We start from the raw sequence: 26,149 nt of genomic DNA on the forward strand, positions 1-26,149 counted from the left end.
CGTCGAGAACGAACGCACGAACGCCGTCGGACCGGGACGACAACGCGCGATACCGGCTGTCGACGGCGGCGAAAGAACGGACGCCGCCAACCGATCGAACGGGGAGAAACCCGACTGTCGCGGCTACTGTTCCTGGCTCTGAGCGGGTGCCAGTTCGTCGAGGTCGACGGACTTCTCGAGGAGGACCTCGGCCTGGTCGGCGACGGGACGCTGTTCGCGCATCAACTGCTTGAACTTGCTCTGGGGGGAGAGGTCGCCGATGAGGACGCCGCCGACGATCTTGCCGTCTTTGAACGCGATGCGACGCCACTCGGTGTCGCTGTAGCGCCGTTCGGCGTGTTCGTCGCCGAGCGTGGGGTGGCCGAACGAGAGGAAGGGGAAATCGAAGTGCGTGATGGAGTACGACGAAACCCACTCGAAGACCTCCGCTTCGTCGTCGGCAGCCATGTTGATCGCCGCGACGCGACCCTGTTCTTTGGCCGATCCCCAGGAACCGTTCTGAGCCAGGTCGCCGAGCAGGACGTCGTAAAAGCGCGTGATGTCGCCGGCTGCGTAGATGTCGTCGACGTTCGTCCGCATGTACTCGTCGACGACGATGCCGTTGTCCTGCTCGAGGCCGGCCCCACGGAGGAACTCGGTGTTGAACGTCAGCCCGATGGCGACGCCGGCGAAGTCGCACTCGAACCGGTCGCCGTTGGCGTCGATCGCCGCCGTCACGCGGTCGTCGTCGACCTCGAAGCGATCGACGCCGCTGTCGAAGACGGGTTCGACGCCCTTCGCGCGCATGCCGTCGTGCATGATCTCCGCACCGTCGGCCGAGAGCGCATAGCGCCACCAGCGGTCGCCGCGCATGAGGTACTTGCCCTCGACACCCTGTGAGCCACAGACCGCGGCGAAGTCGATACCGAGGAGGCCGGCACCGACGATGACGCCCGTCTCGGCAGCTTCGGCGCTCTCGCGGATCTTGCGCGCGTCCTGGAACGTCCAGAAGTGGTGGACGCCGTCGGCGTCGCTGTTTTCGACCGGCAGCTGGGTCGGGGTGCCGCCGGTCGCCACCAGCAGCTTGTCGTAGAAGACGTCGTCGCCCTCGTGGGTGTGAACGATCTTTTCGTCCGGATCGATCGACGTGACGTGGGTGTCGAGCGAGAGCTGGATGTCGCGTTCCTCGTACCACTCCTCGTCGTGGATCGAGATGGGGGCTTCGGGGAGCTTCCCTTTCGCGTGTTCTTTGATGAGGATTCGATTGTACAGTGGCTCCCCCTCATCGGTGATGACGGTAATCTCCGAATCCGGGTCCTCCTCCCGGAGGGTCTCGGCAGCCGAACTGCCCGAGATCCCGTCACCGATGATAACGTACTGGGTCATATTCGGATCGTTCGTAATGCGGGTTAAAGTGGGTTGCTATCTCGTTCATTTTCCCTCGTTGACGCCAACTATCGTGACGAATGTCTGGCGCGAGAAGATATATGCACACACTGTCTCTCGAAACGGAATTCTTTCCCCCTATTTCTCGAGATTGTAAACTCCGAACGGGAAATCGAGGGGGAAGAGTGCCATACGCCACCGCACACCACGGTGGCTGCTGGCCGAACCGTTCGCCGCGGCGACTCGCCTCGAGATCACGGTCGCGCACCCGACGAAAGACGGACACGCGTCTCCAACCGGCTGGTCGACGGTCGCGAAGGCGTCGCGTCCGAACCGCTCTTTAGGGACGGCTCCCTAACGCGGAGTATGAAACTCCGTCAGAACGCGCGACACTTCGCCTCGAGGAAGGCACTCGAGACGCCGGTCGTCCGATCGGTCGCCACGTCGGGTCTGGTTCGCCTCCACACGAAGGTGTTTCTGAGAAAGGCCGATCCGGCCCACGCCGACGAGCGAAAAGCGCACCTGGACGGACTGTTCGAGGCGACGGTCGACGCGTACCTCCGTGCGCTGCAGGACGGCTACTCGGAGGCACAAGCCCGCGAGATCACCCACGTCCAGGCCAACTTCGACTTCTACAACCACGGCTGGACGGAGATGATGGAGTTCCCGGTCGACGAACTCGAGGCCCACTACGACCGCTATCGCGAGTTCTTCGAGCGCTGGGAGATCACGATCGACGAACCGCTCGGCCAGTTCGCGCCGCCGGAGGGACTGCCCGAAGCGCCCTCGACGCCCGATCGACTCGAGGACCCCGAACACCCCCACGCCGAAGGCGGCTTCGCGGACGACGTCTACGTCGAGACCGAGGAGGGCGAACTCGTCGTCGGCGGACGGGACGAACCGGACGACGTCGACGTCTCACGGGCGGTCGGCGTCGACGACGTCGAGGAAGAGTGACGACGGAGAGAGCAACGCGTCGACGGAAACGAACACGGGGGCCATCGTGCCGGACGTCGACGGAGACGAACGCAAGGGGCATCGTGCTGGACGTCGACGACGATCTTTCCAAGCGGCTAAGTAGACCGAGCGTTCGGGTTTCGATACTGACCCGAGCATGGACGACAACGACCGATCGATCGCGGGGTTTACGATGGCGGGTCACGCGCTCGTCCACTGGTTCGAGACGTCGATCCCGATCTTCCTCGTCGTCTGGCTGGCCGAGTTCGACGTGAGCGTGGCGCTGCTCGGGCTCGTCGTCGCGCTGGGCTACGCGCCGTTCGGCCTCGGCGCGCTGCCGGGCGGCATCCTGGCGGATCGGTACGGAACGAAGCGACTCATTCTGGCCTGTCTCGCCGGCATGAGCCTGGCGTTTTTCGTCCTCGCGCTCGCGAGCTCGATCTACGCCATCGCCGTCGGCCTCCTCCTGTGGGGCGTCGCCGCGAGCGTCTACCACCCCGCCGGCCTCTCGCTCATCAGCACCGGCGTCGAGGACCGGGGGACGGTGTTCGCCTGGCACGGCATCGCGGGCAACGTCGGCATCGCCCTCGGGCCGTTCGTCGCCGCCACGCTGTTGATCGTCCTCGAGTGGCAGCTCGTGGCGGCGATCCTCGCGGTTCCGGGGCTCTTCGCGCTGGTGTACGGCGTCACCGCGGAGTTCGATCCGACCGGCGCGGTCGACGACGACGTCGACGCCGGATCGTCGACGGCGCTCTCGGCGTCGGAGTTCGTCACCAACTCCCGTGCGCTGTTCGCGAGCGCGTTCGCCGTCGTCTTCGTCGTCGTCACCTTCGAGGGACTCTACTACCGGGGGATGCTGACGTACCTCCCCGAGATCCTCCACGGACTGCCCGCGATGGGCGACCTCGTTCTCCCGGCGGAGCTCGAGGGGATCGAGCCGGCGGACTACATCTACGTCGGCCTGCTCGTCGTCGGAATGGCCGGCCAGTACGTCGGCGGTAAGTTAACCGACCGCATCCCGCCCGCCCGGGGGCTCGCCGGACTCTTCGCCGTCCTCGCGGTTCTCGCGGTCGCGTTCGTTCCCGTCACGTCGATGGGGCTGGCCGCGATCGCCGCCCTCTGTGGCGTCTTCGGCTTTTTCCTCTTTGCCATCCAGCCGTTCTACCAGAACGCCGTCGCGGTCTACACGCCGCCGGACACCCGCGGGCTCTCGTACGGCTACACCTACCTCGGGGAGTTCGGACTCGGCGCGGCCAGCATCGCCATCGCGGGGTACGTCCTCGACGGCTTCTCGCTCGCGGCGTTTTTCGTTCTGATCGCCGGCTTCGCGGTCGCCGGCGGGCTCCTCTCGGCCGCGCTCGCGGCCGGCCTCGATCGGTACTTCGACGCCGAGCAGTCCCTCGAGGCGAGCGCCGACGACTGACGGGTTTCCGATCTATCAATTTCTTTGGTTAATTTTCCACTCCGCGTCGTAGTACCAACTACGACGTTCGAAGATACCCTCTCCGTAGTATCAGTTTCGATCTGCTTCCGATTATCAGCTCCGATAACCGCGGATCACCATTTATGTATCAACGCCGGTACCCGTTCGATACTCATGAGTATCGTTCGACGGCTGGTGCCGGCGGCGATCCGACGCCGATACACGGTCAAGCTCGCGATCGTCCTGTTGCTTCTCGGGCTGTCGGTCGGAGCCGTCGGGTTCGTCGCGACCGCCGGCATCACCGACGAGGTGGAACAGCGCGCCGAGGCGACCCAGCTTTCGCTCGCGGAACGGGACGCACAGGGACTACAGACGTGGCACGAACGAAACGAGCGGACGGTCGAGACGCTCGCCTGGTCGGGAGCCCTCGAGGGTGACGACCCGGCGGCGATCGAAGACCGGTTACTCGAGTGGCAGTCGGGGGTCGGCGACGAGGCGGTCGCCGTCAGCTACCTCGACACCGCCAACGGAACGGTGCTCGCGAGCACCGACGAGAGCCTCCGGGATCGATCGATCGACGACGTCGACGGCGTCGATCCCGACGCGCTCGGCGACGACGAGAGCCAGATCTCGAGTCCGTACCTCTTCGACGGAGCCGACGGGGAACGAGTCGTCGTCACGTACGTTCGCTCGACGGGGGACGACCGGGCGCTCGCGTACGCGGTCGACCTCGAGTCGGAAGGTGCGCAACTCGAGGCGAGCGACCGCGGGGTAACGGTCGTCGTCGACGGCGCGAACGAGATCGTCCTCGACGACGCCGGCTACGGCGACGGCTACGAGACGCTCGGGCTCGAGTACGACGACGGATCCGCGGATCTGGCGCGATCCGAGGGCGCGACGACGCGTCAGGCGGCCGCCGGGAGCGCGAGCGTCCTCGAGTCCTACGGCGTCGGCGACGAGGCGTACGTCGTCGCCGCGGCGCCGGTCGACGGGACGGACTGGGTGGTGCTGGTCCACGAAACCGAGCGGTCGGCGTACGGAATCGCCGCGATCGTCGACGAGTGGGGCTACGTCGCCTCCGGCATCGCCGCGTTACTGATCGGCCTGTTCGGCGTCGTGCTCGGTCGAAACACGGCGTCGTCGGTCGATCGAATCGCGGAAACGACGGCGGACGTCGAGGCGGGGACCCTCGAGGCCACCTTCGAGAGCAAGCGACTCGACAGCATCGGGCGGCTCTCCGAGGGGGTGGCGTCGATGCGTGATTCGCTCGTCGATCGGATCGAGGAAGCCGAAGCCGCCAGAGACGAGGCCGAGCGGGAACGAGATCGCATCCAGCGGCGAGCCGATCGCCTCGAGCGGACGGCCCGAGCGTACGGCGACGTGATCGCGACGGCCGCGGACGGCGATCTGACGGCTCGAATGGACGACGACAGCGAGGACGAGGCGATGGCCGATCTCGCCGCGGCGTTCAACGAGATGATCGCGGACCTCGAGCGAGCCGTCGCGAAACTGGATCGGTTCGCGGCGAACGTCTCGACGACCGCCGAGCAGGTGACGTCCTCGAGCCAGGAGGTTCGGTCGGCCTCCGAGCGGGTGACCGAGTCCATCCAGGCGATTTCGGCGGGAGCCGACCGACAGCACGAGTCCCTGCAGTCGGTCGACCGGGAGATGAACGGACTCTCGACGGCGACCGAAGAGATCGCCGCCGCCTCGAGCGACGTCGTCGACATCGCGGAGCGAACCGTCGAAACCGGCCGCAGCGGACGCGAAGCCGCGCGTAACGCCGTCGACGCGATGGACGAGATCGAACGGGAGGCAGAAGACGCCGTCGCGGAGATCCAGCGCCTCGAACGGGAGGTCCAGCAGATCGACGAACTCATCGCGGCCATCTCGGACATCGCGCGCCAGACGAACATGCTGGCGTTGAACGCGAACATCGAGGCGTCGCGATCCGTTTCCAGCGAGGAAGAAGAGGGATTCTCGGTCGTCGCACAGGAGGTCAAAGCGCTCTCGGAGGACGTCGCCAGGGCGGCCAACGAGGCGGAGGACCGACTCGAGGCGATCCGGGAGCGAACCGAGCGCTCCGCCGCCGAAGTCGAGGGAACGAGCGTCGACATCGAGGACGCCGGCGAGGAGGTGCAGGCGGCCGTCGACGCGCTCGAGGAGATCGCGGACCTCGCCCAGGAGACGAGCGCCGGGGTCAAGGAGATCTCCGGTGCGACCGAAGAGCAGGCGGCGTCGACTCAGGCGGTCGTCGCCACGGTCGACGACGCGGCCACGGTCTCCGAGGAGACGAGCGCCGCCGCCGGAACGGTCGCGGACGCGGCCCAGGAGCAGACGAGCGCCCTGACGGAAGTGACGCAGTCGGCGACCCAGCTGACGGCCCACTCGTCCCGGCTGGCGTCGACCCTGGACCGGTTCGAGACCGACGTCGATCGAGCCGACCTCGAGGACGCCGACCCCGCGGACGACCTCGAAGCGGGCGACGAGCCGGAATCCGACGGTTCCACGGACGTCCTCGAGTTCGAAGACGCACCCGAATCAGTCGATCTCGAGGACGAGCCGATCGACGCCGCGACCGGACTCGAGTCCGGGAACGAGGCGGAGCGACCCGATCCGAGCCCGGCGGACGGACTCGGAGACGATCCGCTCGAGGACGATCCGCTCGAGGACGATCCGCTCGAGGCCGGGTCGACGAACGAGGCGGACCCGATCGACGGGATCGGCGGCGACCTGCTCGACGACGCGCTCGAGGAACCGGTCGAAGACGAGTCGGGCGGTGCGGATCCGGTCGCCGACGTGCTCGAGGAGGGGATCACCTTCGGGACGAGCGAGTCGGCTCTCGAAGCGAGCGACGATCCCCTCGAACCGGCCGACGAATCGGACGACGGCGTCGACGCCGACGGCGAGGACCCCCTCGAGCCGGCTGCCGACGAGAGAACCGAAACCCGCGAGGAGACTGCCGACTCGACGGCGTCGACCGAAGCCGATTTCGCTCCGGAAGAGTCGTCGGATCCGCTCGCCCCGTCCGACGCGGACGAAGACGACGGCGTCGACCCGGAGGAGCCCGACCGTGCCGACGAACCGGAGGGTGAGTTGCGGGACGACGATCCCTTGGGTACCGATCCGCTCGGCGACGATTCGCTCGCGCTCTCGGACGGCGAGTCGAGCCCGTCGATTCCCGAAGACGAGGTGCCCGACGGCGACGGTTCGCTCGACGACCCCGAAATCGGGGCCGACGAGTCTGGAACGGACGGATCCGATCCGATCGTGCTGAACGAATCACGGGCGCTCGAGTCGAGCGAATCGGATCCGCTGGCACCGGCTGACCCCCTCGAGTCGGACGAGTCGGAGCGACTGGTACCGGACGAAACGGATCCGCTGGCACCGGAGGAGACGAACCCGGCCGTGGCGGAGAACGACGAACCGTCCGAAGCCGATCCGCTCGAATCGGCCGAAATCGGTCCGTCCGAGAACGGCGAGAGCGATCCCCTCGAGCCGACCGAAGCCGATCCGCTGGAGGAACTCGAGGTAGGTTCGTCGGACCGAACCGAGTCGGGCGACGAACCCGTTCCCCTCCAGCCGGTCGAGTCCGGTGACGACGGAAACGACGAACCGGAAGAGATCGACGACGAACCGGAGGGAATGGACGAACCGAAAGAGACGAGCGACGAACCGAACGGGAAAAGCGCCGACGACGTATTCACGTTCGGCGGTCCCCTCGAAGAGGAGTGATCGGCGGGCTCGTCGCGCAAGCGTCGTCGTGCGGGTCGAGCATCGGACGACCGATCGACTCGAGCGGGCCGACGGTCCCGCCGTCCGGTCGACGTCGTTCGCTACCTTTTTGCCTGCACTCTGGCAAGAAATCGGCATGCTCACCGTGCGGGCACCAGCGACGAGTGCGAACCTCGGGAGTGGTTTCGACGTCTTCGGCGTCGCGCTGGGAGCGCCCGCCGACGTGATCCGGGTCGAGCGAGCACCGGAAACGACGATCTCGGTCACCGGAGCCGGGAGTCAGTACATTCCGGAGAACCCCAAGGAAAACACCGTCGGCGCGGTTGCCGAGGCGCTCGACGCACCCGCCCGGATTCGCATCGACAAGGGCGTTCGCCCCTCCTCCGGACTCGGATCGTCCGCCGCGAGCGCCGCCGGCGCGGCGGTCGCGCTCAACGAACTGTACGATCGAGGGCTCACGCGCGAGGAACTCGTCTCCGTCGCCGCCGAGGGAGAAGCGCTCGTCTCCGGAGCCGCACACGCGGACAACGTCGCACCCTCGCTGCTGGGCGGGTTCACGATCGTCGCGCAAGACGGCGTGACGCAGGTCGACGCGTCGGTTCCCGTCGTCGCCTGTCTGCCGGAGACGACCGTCTCCACGCGGGACGCCCGCGACGTCGTTCCCGACCGGGCGACGATGGACGACGTCGTCGAAACCGTCGGCCACGCCGCGACGCTGGCCGTCGGGATGGCGAAGAACGATCCCGAAATCGTCGGCCGCGGCATGGACGACGGGATCGTCACGCCCGAGCGAGCCGCGCTCATCGACGGCTACGACCGCGTTCGCGACGCCGCGCTCGAGGCGGGCGCGACGGGCGTCACCGTCAGCGGGGCCGGCCCCGGCGTGCTCGCGGTCTGTCGCGGCTCGGCTCGCCGCGCGGTCGCCTCGGCCATGCTCGACGCGTTCGATTCGGTCGGCATCGAGAGTCGCGCGTACCAGACGCACGTCGGCGAGGGTGCGCGGCTGTACCCCTGACGTCGTACTCGAGACATGGGAACGCGAACAGACGCGGCGCTCGCGATTGGCGTTCTCGGCGCGGCACTCGTCGCGTTCGCGACCGTCGACGCCTCGTTTTCACCGGTCGCGTTCGGAGGTGGCGCAGCCGCGACGCTCGCGTTCGAACTCCTCGCGAGCCGCGATCCCGAACCGATACGCCGACGCTGGGAGTCGCGGTCGGTCCAGGCCGCGGCCGTCGTCGTCGCGGTCGCCGTCGTCGCGGTCGGTGCGATCGTCGCGCCCTCGAGCGTGCTCTCCGCGGTGATCGGTGCGCTGGTCGCGTACCTGGCGTTTCTGGTCGTCGTGATGGGCCGCCGTCCGAAGACGGACGAAACGACGTGAAAGCGGCGACGACCGCAGCTCGAGGGCAACGGTCGGCGGCCGAACGAGGGGGTTCTCGAGTCTCGAGAATCCACAAAAGTCGATCTCGCGAGCGGGTCAGTTCGAAGACGCCAGCGAGCGGCGCTAGACGCCGCGGCCCTGCATCTTCTCCTCTTCGGGGAGGTCGACGTTGGCGTCGCCTTTCATCCCCTTGCCGAGGTTCTTCGAGATGTCCGCGAGCCGATCGGGGTCGTCCCAGTTGTTGACGGCCTCGACGATCGCCTCGGCCATCGCCGGCGGGTTCTCCGCGCCGAAGATGCCGCTGCCGACGAAGATACCGTCGCACTCGTGGTGCATCATGAGCGCGGCGTCGGCCGGCGTCGCGATGCCGCCCGCGGCGAAGTTGACGACCGGCAGTCGTCCCATCTCGGCGGTCTCGTGGACCAGCTCGGCCGGCGCTTCGATCTCGCGGGCGTAGGCCTCGCGTTCCTCGTGGCTCATTCCCTCGATCTTGCGGATCTCCCCTTTGATCGTGCGCTGGTGGTGGACGGCCTGGTTGACGTCGCCGGTTCCCGCTTCGCCCTTGGTGCGGATCATCGCCGCGCCCTCGTCGATCCGGCGCAGCGCCTCGCCCAGGTTTCGCGCGCCGCAGACGAACGGGGCGGTAAAGTCGCGCTTGTCGATGTGGTAGGCGTCGTCGGCCGGCGTCAGCACCTCCGACTCGTCGATCATGTCGACGCCGACGGCCTCCAAGATCTGGGCCTCCTTGACGTGGCCGATCCGGGACTTGCCCATCACCGGGATCGACACCTCGTCGACGATCTCCGCGACGTCTGCGGGGTCGGCCATCCGCGCGACGCCGCCGCGTTTGCGGATGTCCGCGGGCACCGCCTCGAGCGCCATGACCGCGACCGCGCCGGCGTCCTCGGCTATTCTGGCCTGATCGGGGTCGACGACGTCCATGATGACGCCACCTTTCTGCATCTGGGCGAAGCCGCGCTTGACGAGGTCGGTCCCGCGGCGGAGTTCCTCGAGATCCGTATCTTCCGGCATACTCTGGGGTTGGAATCCGTTCCACTTACGCGTGTCGTGTTCCACCGGTGTGACGGACTCCGTCTCGGGGACGCGACTCGACGGTCGTGCCAGATACGTAACAACTGCACCATAGTTGTTTTAGAAATCGATACGAACAAATGGCGCAGTTGAACCGCAGTACGCTCGAGCGGCCACAATCTTCATACAGTTTTGTGTGAGACGTTAACACTGTACTAGTGGTGGGTGACGATGATATTCACATCACGCGGAACGGGAGCTGGGGAGTCGAACGACGAACGACCGGAGCCGGCATCGACGGCCGACGAATCCGCCGACGGAGTCGATTCGTCCGCCCTGTTAGGACACGTCGTCGACGGGCTCGACAGCGCGGTCGTAATCGTCGACGATCGAAGCGAGATCGTCGAGGTAAACGCGGAAGCGACCGACCTGCTCGGAATCGCCGAAGCGGACGCCGTGGGGCTTACGCCCGGACAGCTGTACGGCGTCGGTTCGGACGCGACTCCGCTTTTCGAGCGGGCTCGAGAGCGCGGCGACGAGATTCGAGACCACCGGGAGACGATCGTCATCGACGATCGCGAGCTCGTCGTAAACCGAACCGTGGTTCCGTTTCTCGAGGACGGAGAGTTCGCCGGCGGAATCGAACTCGTCCGCGACGTCACCGAGGTGGAACGCGAGCGAGAGCGAACCGAGTTACTCGAGGAGTACCAGCGATCGGTGCTTCGGGACTTCGAGAAAACCGTGACGGCGCTGGGGGAGGGGGACCTCACAGTCGAAACGACGGTTCCGGAGCCGCCGGAATCGTTCGAAGAGATCCAGACCGTCCACGACCGGTTCGACCGAATGGCCGACGATCTCGACGGTGCGGTCGACAACGTTCGCAGCGTCGTCGAGACGGTCGACGAACTCTCGGAGGCGCTTCTCGAAACCGGAGACGAGCTAAGCGCGAACAGCGAGGAAGTCTCCGGTTCGATCGACGAGATCGGCCGTTCGAGCGAGCGGATGGCTGAGGGAACCGCCGAACTCCTCGAAGACGCCCGCGAGGCCGACGAAAGCGCGTCCGATCTGTCGGCGTCGATCGAGGAGATCACCGCGACGATGGACGAGATCGATCGGACGGCCGAAACCGCCGCGTCACTCGCCGCAGAAGGGCGCTCCGACGGACGGGAGGCCGTCGAAGAGATCCGTACCGCCGTCGAGGCTGCCGATCGGATCACCGCGGAGGTCGACGACCTGGAGGAACGGATGGCCCAGGCCGGCGAGATCATCGACGTGATCTCGGAGATCGCCGACCAGACGAACCTGCTCGCGCTCAACGCCTCCATCGAAGCCGCCACCGCGGGCGAGGCCGGCGACGGCTTCGCCGTCGTCGCCAACGAGGTCAAGAGCCTGGCCGAAGAGTCTCGCGAGTCCGCCGACGAAATCGAGCGAATCATCGAGGACGTCCAGTCGCGGACGGACGCCGTCGTCTCCGGTATCGATCGGATGAACGACGACGTCGCGGACGGTGCGGACGCCGTCGAGACGGTCGTCGACCGCCTCGAGGAGATCAAGACGGCCATCGACGAGACGAGTTCGGGAACGGCGGACGTCTCCGCGACCGTCGAGACGCAGGCGAGGGACGTCCAGCGGGTCAGCACCCTCGTCGAACGGACCACCGAACAGTGCGACGAGTTCGACGCGAGCGCCCAGCAGATCGTCGCCGCCATCGAACAGCAGTCGCTGGCGATGGATCAGGTCACCGAGATCTCGAGCGCGCTCAGTCAACGCGTCGACGCGCTCAACGACCAGATCGAACGGTTCAAACTCGAACGCGGCGAGACGGCAACCGTCGGCGCCGTCGGTGACGACTAGCCGGTCCGGACCTTTTCCGCCCGCGCAGGTCCGGATTTCAGGACTGAAGTTTTCCAGAAACGTCTCGAGTCGACGGCCCTCCGACAGACGCCGTTCGACGTCCTCGAGCGGAATCCGGGGGTGTCGCGCTCGCCAAGGTCGGCCGCCACTCGACGCAAACGGACCACGGCGACAACCGCTACTGTTTTGCGGGTGACGTTCGTCACGCCGGACGAGACGATGTCCGAGACGTCGCGGCTGCCCGAGCGCGACCCGCTGCCGAGATACCTCGCGCCCGTCCCGAAGCGACTCGAGGACCTCGGGTTGCGGTTCGCGTGGCTCGTCGTGGCGATCAACCTCGCGGGGACCGCCTTCGGCTTCTGGTACTACTCCGGCCAGTTCGCCCGGACGCCGGCCGTGATGTGGCCCTGGGTCCCAGACAGCCCGGTGGCAACGCTGTTGATCGCGCTCGCCATCGCCTGCTGGAAGCTGGGCTACGAACAGCCCTGGCTGACGGCGCTTGCCTTTTTCGGAAACATTATTCTGGGCCTCTGGACGCCGTACACCCTGCTGGTCTTTCACGAAACGTACGCGGCCCAGACCCACCCGCTCATGTACCAGTTCCTCTTTTGGAGCCACCTCGGGATGGTCGTCCAGGCGTTCGTCCTCCATCGCATCACCGACTTTCCCGTCCGGGGGGTCGCCGTCGCGCTCGCGTGGTACGCGAGCAACCTGGTCGTCGACTACTTCGTCCCCGTCGTCGGCGACCTCCACCACACGACGATTCCCGTCGCACGCGAGACGCCGATGTTTCTCGGCGCGGACGCGCTGGGCGTGGTCGCCGCCGGTGAAGTAACGTTCACGCTGCTGGCGGTGTTTCTCGCGCTCGCGACGCGGGTCAAAAAGTGCGAACGAACCCTGGATCGAGTCGAACCGACGGGTCGGAACGGGGGTTAACGGTTGATGTCCTCGACGAACGCCAGCTCGAGGTGCGGATCGAGCGACCGGGCGGCCGGTTTGCGTTCGACGGTGTCGGTCGCGGGGTCGTATCGCAGGACGTCCGAGTCGACGAGTTTCCAGAGGTGGTTGTGCTGGAACTCGAGGCGGATCTCCGCCGCGCGGATCGACGTCGGCGCCTCCTCCCTGTCGGCGACGTACTCGGCCAGTTCGTCCAGACTCACCGGGCCGACCTTGTGCGACAGGTAGTACAGGACGCGTCGCCGTCGCTCGTCGGCCAGGAGGTCGAACACCACGTTCGACGAGAGTGTGGCATCGCGCTGTGTGGGGTTTCCGTTTGTAGTGTCGGTCTTCATAGTGCTCTGTACTCGGCTTACACGACGACGAACGACAGCACGGCTCGAGACGACTTCAGCAGAGCACGACTATCAATAGGTCACTACCAGCATAAACATTCTCTTAAATGCGGGCAACATTGCGTATTCATCCAGTAAGTACTGCAAAAGATTGTATTTTATTCAGTACAGTAGCGATTTCCGTGATTGATCGGAAACTCGGACGGACGGGACCGGCGGACGGCGCAGGCGATCGGCTGCCCGACGGTTCGGACGAACTAGTACTCCGCCAAGCGTCGACTGCAGAGTCGAACCGGCCTGCGGCGACGGATTCGACCCTGCAGATCAGGCTTGCCAAAGCACTAGTGGCCGTCAGTTCCGGTGCAACTCGCCGTCTGCGGGCACGCCGACGCGGGGGCGACGGCCCCGCTATAGGTCTGTTGTAACGGTGTACCGGTGGAACCGCAGGACGGTCACGATCCCGCCGGTTACGACGGGCTGTTGTCCGTGTCAGTCGTCCTCGAGGACGACGACCGCCGACTCGGTCTCGATCATTCGGCCGTCGCCGGAGTACGTCCGCTCGAGGTCGACCTCGAAGAGCTCGTCGGCGAGTTCTTCGCCGGCGACGCGCAGGACGCCGGCGTCGTCGTCGATCTCGTACTCGCCGGCCTCGATGCCGGCGTCGATCTCGCCGACTTTCGCGCCGTACTCCGGCCCGAGCGTCGCGTAGTCGAGGTCGATCGAGGCGACCTCGGTCGTCACCTCGGGTTCCTCCTCGAGGACCTCGAGCGTTCGAACGTGCATGACGTTCTGGATCGCGTCCTCGAAGCCCTCGACGGAGCCGTAGACCGACACCGACTCGAGGGCTTCGTTCAGCGGAAGCTGGTTCTCGCTTTTGTACCGGCGCAGCGCGGAGATAACCTCCATCGCGGTCTCGCCCGCCTCGAGGTCGGCCTCGTAGCCCCGCGGCACCGGCCAGTCGCGCGTGTGGATGCTCTCGAGAGCGTCTCGGGGCTGGCCGTCCGCGTAGAGGGCCTGCCAGATCTCCTCGGTGACGTGCGGGAGAAACGGCGCCCACAGCTCGAGGAACGTCCGGTGTGCAGTCCGCAGCGCGTACCCCGTCGAGGGGTTGTCCTCGCGACCCTTGGCGATCTCGAGGTAGTCGTCGCAGAAGGTGTTCCAGAAGAACGTCCGCAGCCGGTCGCGGGCCTTCGCGAACTCGTAGTTCTCGAAGTAGTCGGTGAGTTCCGCGATCGCGTCGTCGAGTTCCGCCAGCAGCCAGCGGTCGATCGCCTCGAGTTCGTCGGGCTCGTCGGGATCGGCAGGTGCGAGCGTATCGACCAGCTTCGAGGCGTTCCAGAGCTTGCGCAGCAGCTTCTCGCCGGCGCGGAGGTCTTTCTCCTGGTACGGGAAGTCGTCGCCGACGGCGGCGCTGGCCGCCCAGAAGCGGACGGCGTCGACGGGGTACTCCGCGAGCACGTCGTCAGGCTCGACGACGTTCCCCCTCGATTTGGACATCTTCTCGCGATTTTCGTCGAGGACGTGGCCGTTGATCAGCGTCGCGTCGAAGGGCACCTCGCCGGTGTGTTCGTAGCACTTGACGATCGTGTGGAACAGCCAGAACGAGATGATGTCGTGGCCCTGCGGCCGGAGGTCGAACGGGTAGAGTTCGGGGTGGTCCATGACGAACTCCTCGCTCTCGTCGTCCCAGTCCCAGCCGGCGTTGATCAACGGGGTCAGCGAGGAGGTCGCCCAGGTGTCGAAGACGTCCTCTTCGGCCTCGAAGGCGTCGTGGCCGCACTCCGGACAGGCGTCAACCGGCGGCTCGTCGCTCAGGGGATCGACCGGGAGGTCCTCGCGTTCGGCCATCACCGGATGATCGCACTCCTCGCAGTACCAGACCGGGAACGGGATGCCCGAGTCGCGCTGGCGGGAGATGAGCCAGTCCCACTCGAGGCCCTCGATCCAGTGGCGGTACCTGGTAAACATCTTCTCGGGGTACCACTCCATCTCCCGGCCGGCCTCGAGGTACTCCTCCTTGTGATCGAGGATTTCGACGTACCACTGCTTGGAGACGCGGAACTCGACGGGCGTGTCACAGCGCTCGTGGACGCCGACGGCGTGGGTGATCTCCCAGCGGTCGCGGAGGTAACCCTCCTCGTCCAGGTCCTCGACGATGGCCTCGCGGGCCTCCTCGGTGGAGAGGCCCTCGTACTTCCCGGCGAGTTCGGTCATCGTCGCGGACTCGTCGATGGCGACGCGAAGCGGCAGGTCGTGGGCCTGGTACCACTCGATGTCCTTCTGGTCGCCGAAGGTACAGCACATGACGATGCCGCTTCCCTTCTCCATGTCGACGCGGTCGTCCGCGATGATCGGCACCTCGTGTCCGAAGATCGGAATCCTCGCGCTCTCGCCGACGAGATCCTGATTCTCGTCGTCGTCGGGGTGGACGAAGACGGAGACGCAGGCGGGGATCAGTTCGGGTCGCGTCGTGGAGATGACGAACTCCTCGCGCGGCGGGTCTCGCGGATTCTCCGCTCGACCGTCCGAGGAACGTCGTTCCTCGCTCTCTCCCCCGACGACCTCGAACGCGATGTCGTTGAAGTGGCTGTGGCGCTCGTCGTCTTCCATCTCGACCTGCGAAATGGCCGTCTCGCACTCCGGACACCAGATCGCGGGCGCTTTCTTGCGGTACTCCCGGCCCTGCTCGTAGAGGTCGAGAAACGAGAGCTGGGAGATGCGCTGGACCCGCGGCTCGATCGTCTTGTACGTGTTCGACCAGTCGATCGAACAGCCCAGATCCTGCATCTTGTCGGTGAACTCGGCCTCGTACTCGGTACAGACCTCGCGACACAGTTCCTGGAACTCCCGTCGCTCGTAGTCCTGGTGGCGGATGTCGAGTTCCTGCTCGGTCAGCCGTTCGCTCGCGATCCCGTTGTCGTCGTAGCCGAACGGAAAGAGGACGTCGCCGTCGGCCATCCGCTGGAAGCGCGCGGCGAAGTCCTGGAGGGTGTGGCCGTAGAGGTGGCCCATGTGCAGGCTGCCCGAGACCGTCGGCGGCGGCGTGTCGATCGCGTAGACGGTGTTCGGGTCGCGCTCGGGATCGCTCTCGTAGGCGTAGGTCCCCTCGTCGACCCAGCGGCGCTGCCAGCGGGACTCGATCTCCGTGGGATCGTACGAGCCCTCGAGCGTCGGGTCGTCGCTCGCTCGCTCGGGTGTCTCGGTGCTCATGCTCTCACCGCCCTGGACGGGCGTCGTCGGTGCGTCGGTCGCCGGAGTCGAGTTCGGTCGATCATGGCTGCGACTGGTCGTTGCTCGGTGAATACTGGTCGGTGACAATACATCCGTCGAAACGGGGTTGGTGGTGTGGGCCTAGGAGGCCCCTACGAAAACGGCGTCGGGCGACCCCGCCTCCCGGCCGGAGACGACGACGGCGTCACTCATACGACGAGATACTGGCGGCAGCGGTGTTAGGTGTTTCGTCGGCGGTCGGCGGCTCGGGGCCTCCGCTCGCGATCGGCAGCGCTCGCCTTCGTCGGAGTGGACGGGTCCGCTCGCCGGGCGGCGTGGTCAGCACGCGTCAAAAGAGCCGACGTCTTTCGCCGTCAGGACGTGACCCTGCTACCGCAACATCGCGCCCGCGGGGTGGGTCGCGCAGACGGCGGGGTCGTAGCCCGCGTCCGAGAGTCCCGTGCCGAGCGCGAAGACCGTGTCGCCGAGCATCGCCATCGACGCCTGGCCGCCGGCGTCGGCGACGTCCTCGATCGCCGCCGCGACCCGGTCGGTCAACAGTCCCGCCTCACGGGCGAACGCCCGTGAAGCGTAGACGAACGAGAGCAGCGTCGGCTCCTCGACGACCCTGCTGAGGGCGGTCGTTCCCGCCTCGGTCAGCCGATCCGTGTCGCCCGACAGCACCGCCGCCGTCGAGAGTTCGCCGAACGCGACGTACTCGACGCGCGCTCGAGCGGGGATCGCGTCCAGCTCGTTCACCTGGGGTCCGCCCGGCTCGAGCCTGATGGGCACGCCGCCCTGGGCCTGGGCGACGACGTCGCCGAGTCCCGTCTCCGCTCGGACCTCGGCGCCGTGGGCGATCGTGACGAGTTCGTTCTGGGAGAGTTTTCGGTCGAACGCGCGGTTGGCCGCCAGCGCGGTGCCAAGCGCCATCGCGCCCGAGACGCCGAAGCCGGCGCCGAGCGGGAGGTCGGCGTCGGCCTCGACGCGGGCGGAGACGCCGAGCGCCTCGAGGACGGTCGCCACGGGCTCGACGGCCGTCTCCTCGCCGTCCAGGACGATCGTCGGCGGTTCGTCGGCCGACTCGGAAACCGGTCGGACGGTCACCTCGACGCCGTCGGTGAGCGTCAGTCCCGCACCTCGAGAGCCGGCTTTCGTCGGATCCTCGTGGGGGTGGGCGCTGAAGAACCCGGTGACGTGACCGGGAACGAACGCCGTCGCCTCCTCGCGCATTGCCCACCCTTGCGACTCGGCCGGTATAACGTTGAAGATTCGCGAGTCCGCGCGAGAGGCGTCGTGTCAGCGGTCGAAGGGGCTCCGGGGTGTGGAACCGGTGTTCGATCGGCGCGCGTCAGCGCCCGAGCGCGGCGGCCACCGCCTCGATCGGATGGGGCGGCTCGGCCACGCCCTCGGAGTCCGCCAGCTGCGTCCGACAGGACGCGCCGGGGGCGACGACGCGCTCACCGTCGCTGTCGTCGATCTGCTCGAGGAGGATGGCGGCGACGTTCCGACTCATCGAGTAGTGTTCGGCCTCGTAGCCGAACGAGCCGGCCATCCCGCAACAGCCCGAGTCGAGCGCGTCGACCTCGTAGCCGACCGCCTCGAGCACCGACGCGGCGTGGCCGTCTTTCTTGGTGGCCTTCTGGTGGCAGTGACCGTGGTAGGTCAGACGCTCGTCGGGTTCGGCGGCCGGCAGTCCCGCGGCGAGGTCGAACCGGTCGAGATACTCGCAGACGCCGTAGGTGTTGGCGGCGACGCGTTCGACGTCCTCGCCGGCGAGCAGGTCCAGGTAGTCCGACTGGAGCATGACCGCGTCGGAGGGTTCGACGAGCACGACGTCCCAGCCCGCCTCGACCCGCGGTGCCAGCGCCTCGACGTTCGTCCGCGCCCGATCGCGCGAGACGTCGAGAAAGCCCTTCGAGTGCGCCGGCCGTCCCGTCGACGTCACGCCCTCGGGGAGCCGGACGTGAACCCCCGCCGTCTCGAGCACCTGGACGGCCGCCTTCCCCGCCCGCGGGTGGTTGTAGTTCGTGTGCGTGTCCGGAAAGAGCAGCACGTTCCGCTCGGCGTCCGCGAGCGGAACTCGCGGTCCGCGGGAATCGAACCAGTCCGCGAAGCTCTCGGCGGCGAACGGCGGCAGATCGCGCTCGCGGGCGATGCCCAGCGTCTTCTCGGCGAGCAGGCCCGACCCCGGCAGGGAGGTCAGCCAGTTCGAGACCGGCGCGAGCGCCGAGCCGACGGCGTTCAGTCGGTCGACGTTCGCGAACAGCCGATCGCGCGGGCTCGCGCCGACGTCTCGATGGCGGGCGTGTTCGACCTCGGCTTTCAGTTTGGCGACGTCCACCTCGCTCGGACAGTCGCGCGCACAGCCCTTGCAGCCGATACAGAGGTCGAGCACCTCCGCCATGAACTCCGGGTCGGTCGCGTCGACCTCGAGGTCGCCGGCCATCGCGGCCCGGAGTGCGTTCGCCCGCCCGCGGGTGGTCGCACTCTCCTCGCCCGCCGCCCGGTAGGTCGGACACATCACGCCGCCGGTCGTCTCCTGGCCGCCCCGACAGCCGCCACAGCCGTGACAGAGTTCGACCATCCCCTGGAACCCGTTCTCGCACTCCCACTCGAGGGCGGGCTCGAAGCTCGGGTCGTGATCGTAGTCGGGATCGAACCGCAGGTGCTCGGTCATCTCGTGGTCGCCGCAGACGGTTCCGGGGTTGAGCAGCCAGTCCGGATCGAACGCGCTCTTCAGGTCGCGAAAGAGCGTCCAGACCTCCTCGCCGTACAGTTTCCGGTTCCACTGCGTTCGCGCGCGGCCGTCGCCGTGCTCGCCGGAGACGGAGCCGCCGTACTCGACGACGAGGTCGGTGACCGCGTCGGCGATCCCCTCGAACGTCTCGAGGCCGTCGACCGTCTTCGTCTCGACCAGCGGCCGCATGTGCATACAGCCCGGCCCCGCGTGGGCGTAGAAGCTCGCGAACGTGTCGTAGGACTCGAGGACGTCCCGGAAGTCGGCGACGTACGCCGCCAGGTTCTCCGTGGGAACGGCGGTGTCCTCGATGAACGAGACGTGTTTCGCGTCGCTGGTCCGCGAGAGCAAAATCGGCGCGGCGCTCTTTCGCAGCTTCCAGAGGCGCGCCCGCTCGTCCGGGTCGTACGCCTCGAGAGCGTCGAACGCGCGCACCGGTTCGTCGGGTTCGCCTTCGACCGAGTCGCCGCTCGAGCCGTCTCGACCCGAGTCGCCGGTCGAAACGTCACTCGAGTCGGGAAGCCGATCGGCCAGCAGGTGGTCGACCTGCCGTCTCGCGTCGGCGTCGCTCTCCGCGTAGAACTCGACCAGCAGCGCCGTCTCGGTCTCCTCGGGGAGCAGCGCCGCGACGTCCGCGAACTCCTCGGTGTCCCGGGCCAGCGCCAGCAGGACGTCGTCGATCGCCTCGATCGCCGCCGGCTCGTGGCGGCGGACGATCGCGTCGACGTCGGCCATCGCCTCGAGCAGGTCGTCGTACGCGAGCATGGCGACCGCCTTCGTCTCCGGGACGGGCTCGAGCGACACCGTGGCCTCGGTGACGATGCCGAGGGTGCCCTCGCTGCCGGCGAGGGCGCGCGCCAGGTTGACCGTCGCGTCGGGGTCGATCTCGAGGTCGCCCGCGTCGGCGCGCTCGTCGAAGGCGTCCGGCTCGCCCGCCGCCTCCGCGACCAGCCGATCGAGGTTGTAGCCGGAGACGTTGCGCTTCAGCTGCGGGTAGGCCCCGCGGATCGCGTCGGCCTCCTCGTCGATCACCCGCCACAGGGCGTCGTAACTCCGCTCGAGGCGGTCACCGTCGGGGTCGGCGCGCTCGCGCAGGTCGGCGACAGTCACTTCGCCGAACTCGGCGACGGTGCCGTCGGCGAGGACGACCTCGCAGGAGTCGACGTAGGCGTCCGTCTTGCCGTAGGCCAGCGAGTGCGCGCCCGTCGAGTTGTTGCCGATCGCGCCGCCGACGGTGCTACGGTCGCCCGCCGCGGGATCGGGCGCGAACTTCAGCCCGTGGGGGGCGGCCGCCCCGTTCAACTCCGCGAGAACCGTCCCGGCCTGGACGGTCGCGAGCCGGTCGTCGGGGTCGATCGCGAGGACGTCGTCCATGTGAGCGGTGAAATCGAGAACGACGGCCTCGTTGACCGCCTGACCCGCCAGGCTCGTCCCGCCACCGCGGGGCAACACCGGAATCTCGCGTTCGGCGCAGTACCTGACGACGCTCGCGACGTCGGCCGTCGAGCGCGGGAGGACGACGCCGATCGGCGTCACCTCGTAGGCGCTGGCGTCCGTCGCGTACAGCTGTCGCGAGTAGGCGTCGAAGCGGACCTCGCCGTCGATCCGCTCGCGGAGGTCGTCGACGAGCGCCGGTCGCTCGACGTCGCCGCCGACGTAGTCGTAGTCAGCCCGCGGGTCGGCCGCGGGATCAGCGTCGTCGGTCGCGGAGTCCTCGGCGTCGTCGGTGGCGGAATCGGCGTCGTCGGTGGTGGGATCGTCGCTCGTCGCCATCCTCACTCCCCGCTCGAGTCGGGCGCGAGCACGACGTTCTCGAGGTCGTCGCCGGTCTCGAGCGCCGCGAGGTTGCGGGCGACGACATCGGCCAGCCGGTCCCAGTGTTTCGGCGTGTGCCCGCCCGTGTGGGGCGTGATCAGGCAGTTCTCGAGGTCCCAGAGGGGGTGGTCGCCCGGCAGCGGTTCGGGGTCGGTGACGTCCAGGGCGGCCCCGCGGATGCCCTCGGTCTGCAGCGCCGACACCAGCGCGTCGGTGTCGACGATGCCGCCGCGGGCGGCGTTGACGACCACCGCGTTCGGCGGCAGCGTCGCCAGCTCTTGCTCGCCGACGAGCCCCCGGGTCAGGTCGTTCAGCGGACACGCCAGCACGACGTAGTCGCTGCGGGCGAACGCCTCGTGGACGTCGTCGTCGTCGAAGCCGAGCACCTCGTCGGTCGGCCCGCCTTTCGACGGCGTGTACCGGATGCCGATCGTCTCCACCTCGAACCCCTCGAGGCGCTGGGCGATCGCGCGCCCGATCGAGCCGAGGCCGACGATCGTCACCGTGCTGTCGGTAAACTCGAACGACTGGAAGTGTCGCCACTCGCCGTTTCGCTTCCTGCGCCAGCCCTCGTGGAGGCGACGCGCGAAGACGAGCACGTTCCCGATCGCCTGCTCGGCGATACCCGGCGCGTGGATGCCGCCCGCGTTCGTCACCGCGACCCCGTGGTCTTCGAGGGCGTCCATCGGGACGTGGTCCGTGCCGGCGAACGTACAGGCGAACAGCTCGAGGCGCTCGGCGCGCTCGAGCAGCTCCTCCTCGATCGTGATGCCGGTGACGACCCGCGCCCGCGGGACGAGGTCGCGCTCCTCGCGGGGCGTCCGCGCCAGCGCGACGGTCGCCTCGGGCAGGCGCTCGCCCAGCGCCTCGGCGTACGATTCCATCGACAGCCCTTCCGTCCCCTCCCGCAGGACGACGACGTCTGGATCGGTCATCTCACTCGAGGATTGTCACGGGTCGACTTATCCCTTTTGTGTACCCAGTGTAAACGGCAATTGTGTACAGTTAAGTCGCTGGACCGCGTCACTTACTCGCATGACCGAACCGATCCGCGATCGACTCTCCACGGTTCGCAGACACTTTCACCGCCACCCGGAGCCGGCGTGGCGGGAGTTCTACACGACGGCCCGGCTCGTCGAGGAGATCCGGGCGATCGGCGTCGACGAACTCGCCGTCGGTCCCGACGCGTACGATCCGGGCGACCGCATGGCGGTCCCCGACGACGACGAGATCGAGCCCTGGCTCGAGCGCGCCCGCGAACGCGGTGCGGACGACGCCCTGCTCGAGCGGATGGCCGGCGGCAACACGGGAGCCGTCGCCGTCGTCAACCGGGGCGAGGGGCCGGCGATCGGGCTGCGGGTCGACGTCGACGGGCTGTTCGTCGAGGAGGCGACGGGCGACGGCCACGTCCCCGACGCGGAGGGGTTCCGGTCGGAGATCGACGGGACGATGCACGCCTGCGGCCACGACGTCCACATGACCTGGGGGCTGGCCGTCCTCGAGGCCATCGCCGACAGCGGTGCGGGACGCCACGAGTCGCGGTCCTCGTCGGAACGGGGGTCCGACGGAGCGTTCGGAGGCCGGCTGGTGGTCTTCTTCCAGCCCGCAGAGGAGGTCAGCGGCGGCGGCTGTCCGATGGCGAAGAGTCGGTTCGTCGACGACCTCGACTACCTGCTCGCGGTCCACGTCGGCCTCGACCACCCGACCGGCGAGGTCGTCGCCGGCATCGAGAAGCCCCTGGCGATGTGCCACGTCGACGTGACCATCGAGGGGACCTCCGCCCACGCGGGCAAGGCCCCGAACGAGGGGGCGAACGCCATGCACGCGATGGGGACGGCGATCGAGAACGCCTACGGCATCCCCCGCCACGGCGACGGGATGACCCGGGTAAACGTCGGCCGCGCGGAGGCCGGCACCGCGAGCAACGTCATCGCAGAGCGCGCGCACATGGAAGCCGAAGCCCGCGGCGAGACGACTCACCTGATGGAGTACGTGAAAGCGCGCCTCGAGCGCGTCGTCCGGTCGGCCGCGCGGATGCACGACTGCGAGGCGACGTTCGACGTCGTCAGCGAGTCGCCCCGCGCCGACAGCGATCCGGCGCTGGTCGAGGTCGTCGCGGACGTCGCGAGGGAGGTGCGCGGAACCGAGCGCGTCGTCCCGACCGCCGACTTCGGCGCGAGCGAGGACGCGACGTTCCTGATGGAGCGCGTCCAGGAGACGGGCGGCCTCGCCTCCTACCTGATCGTCGGCACCGACCACCCGACCAGCCACCACACGCCGACGTTCGACGTCGACGAGGCGAGCATCGAACACGGCGTATCGGTGCTCGTGGAGACGATCCGGGAACTCGAGCGCCGCCACCCGGTTCCGCGAAGGGACGGCGCGGAGGCGGACGGATGAGCGGGGACGTGTGCGGAACGCGCGGGCGCGGAGGGGGATCGACGAACGAAATCGCGGGGAGCGAAGAATGAGCGGGGAGCCGCCGGTCACCGCGGCGGACGTCGAGGCGGCCCGCGAGCGCATCGGGGGCGTCGTCCACCGGACGCCGCTCGACACCTCCCGGACGTTCGCCGACCTCTCCGGCGCGGCGTCGGTCGGGCTCAAACTCGAGAACGTCCAGCGGACGGGCTCGTTCAAGATCCGCGGCGCGTACAACCGGATGGCCCAGCTCTCGCCGGCCGAGCGCGAGGCGGGCGTCATCGCCTCGAGCGCGGGCAACCACGCCCAGGGCGTCGCGCTGGCCGGCCGGCTGCTGGACGTCGAGACGACGATCGTCGTCCCCGAGGTGACGCCCGCGGCGAAGATCGAGGCCACCCGCGGCTACGGGGCCGACGTCGTCGTCGAGGGCGACATCTACGAGCGATCCTACGAGCACGCACTCGAGCGCGCCGACGAGACCGGCGAAACGTTCGTCCACCCGTTCGACGACGAGGCGATCGTCGCCGGCCAGGGGACCGTCGGCCTCGAGCTGCTCGAGCAGTTCCCCGACGTCGACACCGTCCTCGTCGCGATCGGCGGCGGCGGGCTGATCTCCGGCATCGGCACCGCGGTGAAGGCCCACGAGCCCGATACTCGCGTGATCGGGGTTCAGCCGGAGGGCGCGCTGCACGCGAAGCCGTCGCTCGAGCGCGGCGAGATCCACGAACTGCCGGACGTCGACACCGTCGCCGAGGGCATCGCCGACACGCGGCTGCTCGAGACGACGTTCGCGGTGGCCCGCGAGGTGGTCGACGACGTCGTCGGGGTGACCGACCGGGAGCTCGCGACGGCCGTGACCCTGCTGGCCGAGCGCGCGAAGACCGTCGCCGAGAGCGCGGGCGCGGCCCCGCTCGCCGCGGCGCTCTCCGACGAGGTGGACCTCTCGGACGAGCGCGTCGCCGTCGTGATCTCCGGGGGCAACGTCGACCTCACCGAGCACGCGGAGCTCACCCGGACCGGCCTTTCGGAACTCGGGCGGTACGCCGAGGCCCGACTGGCGCTCGAGGGGTGGCCGACGACGGTCGGGGACGTCGTCGAGGCCGTCGAGCGTGAGGGCGCGAAACTCGACGTCCTCGAGCGGGCGCGCCGCGGCCCCCGCGACCCGCCCAACCGAACGCCCGTGACGGTCGGCCTCGAGGGAAGCGGCCCGGACCACCTCGCGTCGGTGCTCGAAACGATCGGCGGGCTGTCCGGGGTCGAGGTGCTCGAGTCGCCCGGCGGCAACAATATCCACTCGGAAATACAGTAGATATAAATATCTATTCGACGAATTGATCTCTGGAAGCTAGCTCCAAGAAGGCGCGGGGGCGTGCGCTGAAACGCCCCGGGTGCTGGAACACCCGAAGCTGGCTTCCAACCCATTACGGCTATAAAGCCACGGAAGCCATGTTTGCATTCCTGCCCGCGAGATATAAACGTCTCGCACGACCACAGTACCGTTCACGAGCCAGAAGCGACCGCCAGCGGGCCGGAACGGCCTCTCGACCGACGGGATCGCAGCCGCCTCGAGCGGCCGGCCGAGTCGAGGGGCGGCGATGACGGGCTGTTTCTGGGCGGACGACCCGTTCGAGTCCGTCGACCCCGACGGCGACGACGACGCCCCGACGCGCTGTCCGCGCTGTGGCACTCCCATCGCCATCGTCTCGAGCACCGGCCCGACCACCCACGTCGCCACCCCCTGTGGCTGTCGAGTTCCCGGCGACGTCCTCGAGCGCGACGGCTCGCGGTGAGGGTTCGGGAGCGGCCGCGAAATCCAGTTTTTCGGGTCGAAATCGCGGCGCGTGCGGTACCGGCGTCTCGAGTGCGAGGTACCGGTATCGCGAGTGAGAGGGACCGGCGTTTCGAGTGCCGGGCGCTCAAGTCGAACGTGAGGCACGCTCGAGGTCGTCGGTGGATCACGACCGCTCGAGATCAACGGGTCGACGCGTTGCAGTTCTCGAACGGAAGGGAACGGCGTCTCGAGCGGGACGATCGGTTCGTCGACCGCGGTTGCAACGCCGGAGGCCGGTATGGAATCGTTCGTCTGGGAACCCATCACTGGAGTCGTTCTCGGTATGTCGATTACATTCGATTACGCTTATTACACTAGATTACATAGCGTCGGGTATGCCCATCGACATCGAGCGTTTCGAGGAAGACCCGGTCCGGGAACTTCGAGCAAGCGGGCAAACGAACGCGGAAGAAATCCTCTCCTTCCTGGCATCATCGCCAGATCGTGCGTTCACACCGAAGGAAATTCACGAAGCGACCGACGTCGCACGCGGTAGCGTCGGCGTCGTCCTGTCTCGGTTAGAAGACCGCGGACTCGTCCGTCACCGCGGAGAATACTGGGCAATTGCCGACGTCGACGATATCGAGAAGACACTCAACGCGATGGCGACCGCGCGTGCGGCGACCGATCGACTCGGTCCGGAAGATCCCGATGAGTGGGGTCCCGGTATAGAGACGACCACCGAGGACGAGTAAATGGCCGGAAAGCAAGGGGAGGTCTGGTGGGGTCCAGCGCCACACAAAGCTAATTCTGCCTATCGGCCGTGGCTCGTCGTAAGCGATACGTCACACCCGTTTGGATCCGAAGAGTGTATCGCCATCGGGATGACGACACAGGATCATCCAGACGGAATCGCCGTTCCCGACGAGGCGTGGGTTCGGGGCGGATCAAAGAAGGACGCATTCGTTTCTCCCTGGTACGTGACGACGATCAAGCAAAGAGACCTCGACAACCAACAAGGAACGCTCGCGAACTCACTCGTCGCAGACGCTATCGAAGCTCTGCACGGGTACACGTCGCTCTGACGAACGCCGACGTCGTTCTCGGATGAGCGATAGAATCGGACGAGACCGCGATCGCTATCGTCGGTGAGCGAGTC

At 67.6% G+C, this 26,149-nt stretch carries 19 protein-coding genes; 12 read left to right on the forward strand and 7 right to left on the reverse strand.

Going from position 1 to position 26,149, the window contains the following annotated elements; all coding sequences use genetic code 11:
- Positions 1 to 123 precede the first annotated feature (123 nt).
- Complete coding sequence (locus EA472_RS06240; RefSeq protein ID WP_124190649.1) at positions 124 to 1,365, reverse strand: NAD(P)/FAD-dependent oxidoreductase; 1,242 nt, start codon at positions 1,363 to 1,365, stop codon at positions 124 to 126.
- 366 nt (positions 1,366 to 1,731) lie between these two features.
- Between EA472_RS06240 and EA472_RS06245 the strand changes: the two genes are divergently transcribed.
- The 5 genes from EA472_RS06245 (at position 1,732) to EA472_RS06265 (ending at position 8,858) form a co-directional block, all read left to right on the forward strand.
- Entirely contained in the window at positions 1,732 to 2,322 is a 591-nt protein-coding gene (locus EA472_RS06245; RefSeq protein ID WP_124190650.1) for a DUF6149 family protein, read from the forward strand.
- A 157-nt stretch (positions 2,323 to 2,479) separates the two neighbouring features.
- Positions 2,480 to 3,745 (forward strand): MFS transporter, encoded by a 1,266-nt coding sequence (locus EA472_RS06250; RefSeq protein WP_124190651.1) that lies wholly within the window; start codon positions 2,480 to 2,482, stop codon positions 3,743 to 3,745.
- Positions 3,746 to 3,919: 174 nt separating this feature from the next.
- Positions 3,920 to 7,480 carry a methyl-accepting chemotaxis protein gene (locus EA472_RS06255; protein WP_124190652.1) on the forward strand — a complete coding sequence of 1,187 codons (3,561 nt, stop codon included), beginning with the start codon at positions 3,920 to 3,922 and terminating at the stop codon, positions 7,478 to 7,480.
- Between the two features lie 136 nt (positions 7,481 to 7,616).
- The gene (locus EA472_RS06260) at positions 7,617 to 8,495 is read left to right on the forward strand and encodes a homoserine kinase (protein ID WP_124190653.1); all 879 of its coding nucleotides are present in this window, start codon (positions 7,617 to 7,619) and stop codon (positions 8,493 to 8,495) included.
- Positions 8,496 to 8,510: 15 nt separating this feature from the next.
- Positions 8,511 to 8,858, forward strand: a complete 348-nt coding sequence (locus tag EA472_RS06265) for a hypothetical protein (protein WP_124190654.1) — start codon at positions 8,511 to 8,513, stop codon at positions 8,856 to 8,858.
- 123 nt (positions 8,859 to 8,981) lie between these two features.
- Here EA472_RS06265 and pdxS read toward each other — a convergent pair whose 3' ends face one another.
- Positions 8,982 to 9,890, reverse strand: a complete 909-nt coding sequence (gene pdxS / locus EA472_RS06270; RefSeq protein WP_124190655.1) for a pyridoxal 5'-phosphate synthase lyase subunit PdxS — start codon at positions 9,888 to 9,890, stop codon at positions 8,982 to 8,984.
- A 231-nt stretch (positions 9,891 to 10,121) separates the two neighbouring features.
- Here pdxS and EA472_RS06275 point away from each other — a divergent pair, with 231 nt between their 5' ends.
- Both EA472_RS06275 and EA472_RS06280 read left to right on the forward strand, forming a co-directional pair.
- Complete coding sequence (locus tag EA472_RS06275) at positions 10,122 to 11,744, forward strand: methyl-accepting chemotaxis protein (protein ID WP_124190656.1); 1,623 nt, start codon at positions 10,122 to 10,124, stop codon at positions 11,742 to 11,744.
- Positions 11,745 to 11,963: 219 nt separating this feature from the next.
- Complete coding sequence (locus EA472_RS06280) at positions 11,964 to 12,680, forward strand: DUF1405 domain-containing protein (RefSeq protein WP_124190657.1); 717 nt, start codon at positions 11,964 to 11,966, stop codon at positions 12,678 to 12,680.
- Here EA472_RS06280 and EA472_RS06285 read toward each other — a convergent pair.
- The 5 genes from EA472_RS06285 to EA472_RS06305 form a co-directional block, all read right to left on the reverse strand.
- Complete coding sequence (locus tag EA472_RS06285) at positions 12,677 to 13,036, reverse strand: DUF7344 domain-containing protein (RefSeq protein ID WP_124190658.1); 360 nt, start codon at positions 13,034 to 13,036, stop codon at positions 12,677 to 12,679. The genes EA472_RS06280 and EA472_RS06285 overlap by 4 nt on opposite strands.
- A 489-nt stretch (positions 13,037 to 13,525) precedes the next feature.
- Positions 13,526 to 16,354, reverse strand: coding sequence for a valine--tRNA ligase (locus EA472_RS06290; RefSeq protein ID WP_124190659.1), 2,829 nt, complete (start codon positions 16,352 to 16,354; stop codon positions 13,526 to 13,528).
- A 282-nt stretch (positions 16,355 to 16,636) separates the two neighbouring features.
- Positions 16,637 to 17,479, reverse strand: coding sequence for a pantoate kinase (locus EA472_RS06295; protein WP_124190660.1), 843 nt, complete (start codon positions 17,477 to 17,479; stop codon positions 16,637 to 16,639).
- Positions 17,480 to 17,597: 118 nt separating this feature from the next.
- Entirely contained in the window at positions 17,598 to 20,759 is a 3,162-nt protein-coding gene (locus EA472_RS06300) for an FAD-binding and (Fe-S)-binding domain-containing protein (protein ID WP_124190661.1), read from the reverse strand.
- Between the two features lie 2 nt (positions 20,760 to 20,761).
- The gene (locus EA472_RS06305) at positions 20,762 to 21,736 is read right to left on the reverse strand and encodes an NAD(P)-dependent oxidoreductase (protein ID WP_124190662.1); all 975 of its coding nucleotides are present in this window, start codon (positions 21,734 to 21,736) and stop codon (positions 20,762 to 20,764) included.
- Between the two features lie 100 nt (positions 21,737 to 21,836).
- On the opposite strand from EA472_RS06305, the gene EA472_RS06310 reads away from it, so the two are divergent.
- The 5 genes from EA472_RS06310 to EA472_RS06330 all read left to right on the forward strand — a co-directional run bounded on the left by EA472_RS06310 (position 21,837) and on the right by EA472_RS06330 (position 26,075).
- Complete coding sequence (locus tag EA472_RS06310) at positions 21,837 to 23,201, forward strand: amidohydrolase (protein WP_124190663.1); 1,365 nt, start codon at positions 21,837 to 21,839, stop codon at positions 23,199 to 23,201.
- 67 nt (positions 23,202 to 23,268) lie between these two features.
- On the forward strand, positions 23,269 to 24,528 hold the full coding sequence (ilvA, locus tag EA472_RS06315) for a threonine ammonia-lyase (RefSeq protein WP_124190664.1): 1,260 nt from the start codon (positions 23,269 to 23,271) through the stop codon (positions 24,526 to 24,528).
- A gap of 286 nt (positions 24,529 to 24,814) precedes the next feature.
- Positions 24,815 to 25,009: a hypothetical protein gene (locus tag EA472_RS06320; protein WP_124190665.1), complete on the forward strand. Its 195-nt coding sequence runs from the start codon at positions 24,815 to 24,817 to the stop codon at positions 25,007 to 25,009.
- Between the two features lie 376 nt (positions 25,010 to 25,385).
- Entirely contained in the window at positions 25,386 to 25,745 is a 360-nt protein-coding gene (locus tag EA472_RS06325) for a MarR family transcriptional regulator (RefSeq protein ID WP_124190666.1), read from the forward strand.
- Positions 25,746 to 26,075, forward strand: a complete 330-nt coding sequence (locus tag EA472_RS06330; protein ID WP_124190667.1) for a type II toxin-antitoxin system PemK/MazF family toxin — start codon at positions 25,746 to 25,748, stop codon at positions 26,073 to 26,075.
- Positions 26,076 to 26,149 lie beyond the last annotated feature (74 nt).

It is taken from the genome of Natrarchaeobius oligotrophus, from assembly GCF_003841465.1.
GTDB classification, from domain to species: domain Archaea; phylum Halobacteriota; class Halobacteria; order Halobacteriales; family Natrialbaceae; genus Natrarchaeobius; species Natrarchaeobius oligotrophus.

Excerpts from the sequence above, each read along its gene's own strand:
- EA472_RS06260 (WP_124190653.1), top strand. The coding sequence starts at position 7,617 with ATGCTCACCGTGCGGGCACCAGCGACGAGTGCGAACCTCGGGAGTGGT.
- EA472_RS06250 (WP_124190651.1), top strand. The coding sequence starts at position 2,480 with ATGGACGACAACGACCGATCGATCGCGGGGTTTACGATGGCGGGTCAC.
- EA472_RS06245 (WP_124190650.1), top strand. The coding sequence starts at position 1,732 with ATGAAACTCCGTCAGAACGCGCGACACTTCGCCTCGAGGAAGGCACTC.
- EA472_RS06265 (WP_124190654.1), top strand. The coding sequence starts at position 8,511 with ATGGGAACGCGAACAGACGCGGCGCTCGCGATTGGCGTTCTCGGCGCG.
- EA472_RS06310 (WP_124190663.1), top strand. The coding sequence starts at position 21,837 with ATGACCGAACCGATCCGCGATCGACTCTCCACGGTTCGCAGACACTTT.
- EA472_RS06330 (WP_124190667.1), top strand. The coding sequence starts at position 25,746 with ATGGCCGGAAAGCAAGGGGAGGTCTGGTGGGGTCCAGCGCCACACAAA.
- EA472_RS06240 (WP_124190649.1), bottom strand. The coding sequence starts at position 1,365 with ATGACCCAGTACGTTATCATCGGTGACGGGATCTCGGGCAGTTCGGCT.
- EA472_RS06295 (WP_124190660.1), bottom strand. The coding sequence starts at position 17,479 with ATGCGCGAGGAGGCGACGGCGTTCGTTCCCGGTCACGTCACCGGGTTC.
- EA472_RS06300 (WP_124190661.1), bottom strand. The coding sequence starts at position 20,759 with ATGGCGACGAGCGACGATCCCACCACCGACGACGCCGATTCCGCCACC.
- EA472_RS06280 (WP_124190657.1), top strand. The coding sequence starts at position 11,964 with ATGTCCGAGACGTCGCGGCTGCCCGAGCGCGACCCGCTGCCGAGATAC.
- ilvA (WP_124190664.1), top strand. The coding sequence starts at position 23,269 with ATGAGCGGGGAGCCGCCGGTCACCGCGGCGGACGTCGAGGCGGCCCGC.
- EA472_RS06305 (WP_124190662.1), bottom strand. The coding sequence starts at position 21,736 with ATGACCGATCCAGACGTCGTCGTCCTGCGGGAGGGGACGGAAGGGCTG.
- EA472_RS06285 (WP_124190658.1), bottom strand. The coding sequence starts at position 13,036 with ATGAAGACCGACACTACAAACGGAAACCCCACACAGCGCGATGCCACA.
- EA472_RS06255 (WP_124190652.1), top strand. The coding sequence starts at position 3,920 with ATGAGTATCGTTCGACGGCTGGTGCCGGCGGCGATCCGACGCCGATAC.
- EA472_RS06275 (WP_124190656.1), top strand. The coding sequence starts at position 10,122 with ATGATATTCACATCACGCGGAACGGGAGCTGGGGAGTCGAACGACGAA.
- pdxS (WP_124190655.1), bottom strand. The coding sequence starts at position 9,890 with ATGCCGGAAGATACGGATCTCGAGGAACTCCGCCGCGGGACCGACCTC.
- EA472_RS06325 (WP_124190666.1), top strand. The coding sequence starts at position 25,386 with ATGCCCATCGACATCGAGCGTTTCGAGGAAGACCCGGTCCGGGAACTT.
- EA472_RS06320 (WP_124190665.1), top strand. The coding sequence starts at position 24,815 with ATGACGGGCTGTTTCTGGGCGGACGACCCGTTCGAGTCCGTCGACCCC.